Below are 3610 nucleotides of genomic sequence, written 5' to 3' on the forward strand. Positions count from 1 at the left end.
CTAGAGCAGCTATAGGCTTATGCTAGTGCACTTAGCTTGCTTCTACTTGAGTGACCGTGGCGTACTACAGAATGAGGCTGTTTTGCCTGATTTTCCTATTCGCCAACAGCAACAGTAACGGAAATTTTTGGTCGTAAGGACATAAAGCTTGTAGAGCGGGATTTCTGGCGATCGCCTTGATCGGATGCTTACTTGCTTGAATTGTACTTGGGGTTTAGTCCTAGCATCTGGTTCAACTCGAAAAAGTTAGTTGTTTTAGCGTTAAGAGCTTTGCCCATCTCAAGCTAAAACGTTTTATAGCTTCCGTGTTTCTGTATTTGCGGAAACACGGAAACCTGTTAAGGAATTACACAGTATGCTCATCCTGCTGTAGTTTGATGTACTCTTATTTCTGTAAAGCCGTAGAATCGTGAATCAGTTTTTCTGTAAATCTTTATTTCTGGAAGTATGAAACTTTCTATTCAGAATCAAAAGGGAGGGGTTGGTAAGACGACCCTTGCTATCCACATCAGTCATGTTTTGGCATTGACCAGAGCAAGAGTGCTGTTAGTCGATGCTGATCCTCAAGGTTCTGCTCGTGACTGGGCAGCCGCGCGAGAAGACAAACCTCCCTTCTCAGTCATCGGACTCGACCGCCCTACCCTTCACCGAGACCTACCTCCTCTCGCTAAAGATTATGACCACGTTGTGATTGATGGTCCACCCCGTGTCTCAGACTTAGCTCGCTCTGCCATCATTGCTGCCGACTTAGTTGTTGTTCCCATTCAACCCAGTCCCTACGATGTATGGGCAGCCAATGAAGTGATTAAACTGATTCAAGAAGCTTCTGTATTTAAGGAAAACTTGAAATCTGTATTTGTAATTAATCGTAGAATCGTAAATACAGCGATCGGGCGAGATGTGGGGGCGGCTTTGGCAGAGTACTCTCTTCCTGTCCTCAAGACGGTGATTAGTCAGCGGGTAGGTTTTGCAGAATCTGCTGCGGCCGGACAGACTGTGCTTGATACAGACCCTAAAGGGGCAGCAGCCAGGGAAATCCTCGCTTTGACGAAAGAAATTTTGAGTTTAGGAGTTTAGAGAATGGCAGGGAAGAAGGTTAGTTTTGGTCGAAAGCCAGGTGCCGTAGAAAAACCTGTGGACGTTGAAGAGTGGGTAACCAATCGTGAAGCTCTGGTTGAGATAGATCAACCGCCAGCATTAGTTGAGACAACCAAGCCAGAAAAGATTAAGCGGCTTACCCTAGATATTCCTGAAAGCTTACATAAAGCCATCAAACTAAAAGCAACCAGTGAGGGGGTAACGATGGTTGAGCTTTTGAGAGAACTTCTAGAAGAACACTATGGATCTAAAGGCTAACCGCAATTAAAGGATTACGTATTTACGTTTTTCAAGATTTACAGAAATACGACGATTTAAGTGATGGCTTGTTACGTGAGCGCCTAGCGTCAAAGTACGTATTCGGCTCACCGAGATAAAAATGAGGTTGATGAATTCTGCAAATCTGTAATTATAGAATTCATGAAATACAGAAATAGGAAGGACTGAGTGAGCGAGATAGCAGCAGGGTATGGGCAATTGCTGGGCGAGATTAAGCAGCGGATTCGCTCTGCTCAATACGCGGCCCTCAAGTCAGTTAATAAGGAACTGATCGCCCTCTACTGGGACATTGGCAGGCTGATTGTTGAACGGCAGCAGGGCGCAACTTGGGGCAAGTCGATCGTCGAGCAGCTTGCTAAAGATCTGCAAACTGAATTCCCCGGTATTAGCGGTTTTTCTGCTCGCAATATTTGGAATATGCGGAGCTTCTACCTGTCTTATAGCCAGAATGAAAAACTGCAACCATTGGTTGCAGAAATTAGCTGGAGCCACAATCTGGTAATCATGGAGAAGTGCAAGGACGACCTAGCACGAGAGTTTTACATCCGAATGACCCGTAAGTTTGGGTGGACAAAGAATGTCCTGGTTCAGCAGATCGAGAACCAGTCTTATGAGAAAACCTTGCTGAATCAAACCAACTTTGATGCTGCGGTCGCAGAAGAGTACCGCAATCAAGCGAAGCTTGCGGTGAAGGATGACTACGTTTTTGACTTCCTGGAACTGGGAGAAGAACATTCTGAGCGCCAGCTAGAGACGGCAATTCTGGCAAAAGTGCAGCCCTTCCTACAGGAAATGGGAGGGGTGTTTAGCTTTGTTGGCAGCCAGCACCGGCTAGAGGTAGGGAATAGAGAGTACTACATCGATCTGTTGCTCTACCACCGTGCTCTCCGGTGCCTAGTAGCGATCGACCTCAAAATCGGAGAGTTTGAGCCGGAGCATGTCGGCAAGATGCAGTTTTACCTGGCAGTGCTGGACGACAAGATGCGGATGCCTTTCGAGAACCCGTCGATCGGCATTATCTTGTGCAAGTCGAAAGATAAGACAACAGTTGAGTATGCGTTGAAGGATGCAACTAAACCGATTGGGGTAGCAACCTACCGCGCCTTTTCTGCTTTGCCGCAGGAATTGCAGGGGCAATTGCCAGGTCCTGAGCAAGTCGCAAAGCTATTAGAGGGAATTGAGTAAATCTGTATTTAATGGCTTCTGTAAATCTGTAAATAAAGGAATAAAGAAGAACTAACCGTTCTTCCCCTTCTTTCGAGACTTCACTGCCTCAATAATTGCCTTAGCAGCCAAGAAGCTCATAGATCGCTCTTCCTCTTCTGCCCACTTTTGCAAGGCTTCCTTAACTTCAGGCGGCAAGTAAACCGTCAGCGGTTCCTGAGATGTCGGCATGGTGCAGCTTTTGATCATTTGCATGATCCTAGCTTTGATACTGTAAAGACAGGTAAAGCACAGTAGAGCCTGGTACATTCAGGTACTTTCTAGTACTGTTGTAAGCAGTAAGGTAATGTACCTAGCTTCACCATCATGGAGATAAGATAATGGCGTGTCTTAGACCCCTTCCCCTCTTGTGGCTGCTGTCACTCCTGCCCTTGTTGCAGAGTTGTCCGGCTCCCGCTGACGCAATAAGCTCCCCAGCCACAACTCCCGCTCCGGGCACTCAGCCCTACGGGTTAGATGGAACACTTCAAACCAAAGACATTCTGACCCTGCAATACCTAAGCTTTCCACAAAGCTATACGGCAATCAAAGATCGCTTTGGCTTTCCCGCCTACCGAGACTCGCAAGCCGACTACTATAAATTGCCCAACGGCAACTGGGCAGCAATCTACTACAACAGCAGCGGCAATGCGATCGCCTACAGCTTTAGCGACAGTGACGGCAACTAAATCAGAACCTGAACCTGGCTCATGGCTACAACCTGGAAGACAAAGACGGGTGAACTGAAGCAACACGTCTGGGAAGAGTGGGAACAACTCAACTCATTCAAAGGCGTGCTGGCTCAACCCCAAAACTTTAAGCCCGAAGTGCGACAGTTTGGCGACCTGCGGTGTAAAGCAACCTGGGTCAAAGCCCTAGCGCGCTTCACAGCCGTCAACGTCTACAAGTCCTGCCTCGATGCCTACAGCTTGATTTTGCATGACTTCAACTTCAAGCCGGAGCGTTGGGACTACGAATTTAGAGAGCTAATCCTCAACGAATTCTTAGCTATGCCTGATGCATTAGACCT

At 47.2% G+C, this 3610-nt stretch carries 5 protein-coding genes and 1 pseudogene; 5 read left to right on the forward strand and 1 reads right to left on the reverse strand.

Translation table 11 applies throughout. The annotated features are described in order from the left end of the window. Window positions 1-447: 447 nt before the first annotated feature. The 3 genes from parA to H6F88_RS00185 all read left to right on the forward strand — a co-directional run bounded on the left by parA (window position 448) and on the right by H6F88_RS00185 (window position 2562). Window positions 448-1077 (forward strand): ParA family partition ATPase, encoded by a 630-nt coding sequence (parA, locus tag H6F88_RS00175; RefSeq protein WP_190640743.1) that lies wholly within the window; start codon window positions 448-450, stop codon window positions 1075-1077. Window positions 1078-1080: 3 nt separating this feature from the next. Further along, a complete protein-coding gene (locus H6F88_RS00180) occupies window positions 1081-1356 on the forward strand; it encodes a toxin-antitoxin system HicB family antitoxin (RefSeq protein ID WP_190640744.1) in 276 nt (91 codons plus the stop codon). Between the two features lie 189 nt (window positions 1357-1545). Beyond that, window positions 1546-2562: a PDDEXK nuclease domain-containing protein gene (locus H6F88_RS00185; RefSeq protein ID WP_190640745.1), complete on the forward strand. Its 1017-nt coding sequence runs from the start codon at window positions 1546-1548 to the stop codon at window positions 2560-2562. Between the two features lie 51 nt (window positions 2563-2613). Here the strand turns inward: H6F88_RS00185 and H6F88_RS00190 are convergent, their stop codons facing one another. Continuing rightward, on the reverse strand, window positions 2614-2772 hold the full coding sequence (locus H6F88_RS00190) for a ribbon-helix-helix protein, CopG family (protein WP_190640746.1): 159 nt from the start codon (window positions 2770-2772) through the stop codon (window positions 2614-2616). A 149-nt stretch (window positions 2773-2921) separates the two neighbouring features. Between H6F88_RS00190 and H6F88_RS00195 the strand changes: the two genes are divergently transcribed. Both H6F88_RS00195 and H6F88_RS00200 read left to right on the forward strand, forming a co-directional pair. After that, window positions 2922-3269 (forward strand): hypothetical protein, encoded by a 348-nt coding sequence (locus tag H6F88_RS00195; RefSeq protein ID WP_190640747.1) that lies wholly within the window; start codon window positions 2922-2924, stop codon window positions 3267-3269. A gap of 21 nt (window positions 3270-3290) precedes the next feature. Next, window positions 3291-3610: pseudogene (locus tag H6F88_RS00200) on the forward strand (hypothetical protein); the annotation flags it as partial.

This window comes from Oculatella sp. FACHB-28 (genome assembly GCF_014696015.1).
Taxonomy (GTDB): Bacteria; Cyanobacteriota; Cyanobacteriia; order Elainellales; family Elainellaceae; genus JAAUTN01.

Coding starts and splice junctions, on each gene's coding strand:
- parA (WP_190640743.1), top strand. CDS start 448: ATGAAACTTTCTATTCAGAATCAAAAGGGAGGGGTTGGTAAGACGACC.
- H6F88_RS00180 (WP_190640744.1), top strand. CDS start 1,081: ATGGCAGGGAAGAAGGTTAGTTTTGGTCGAAAGCCAGGTGCCGTAGAA.
- H6F88_RS00190 (WP_190640746.1), bottom strand. CDS start 2,772: ATGCCGACATCTCAGGAACCGCTGACGGTTTACTTGCCGCCTGAAGTT.
- H6F88_RS00195 (WP_190640747.1), top strand. CDS start 2,922: ATGGCGTGTCTTAGACCCCTTCCCCTCTTGTGGCTGCTGTCACTCCTG.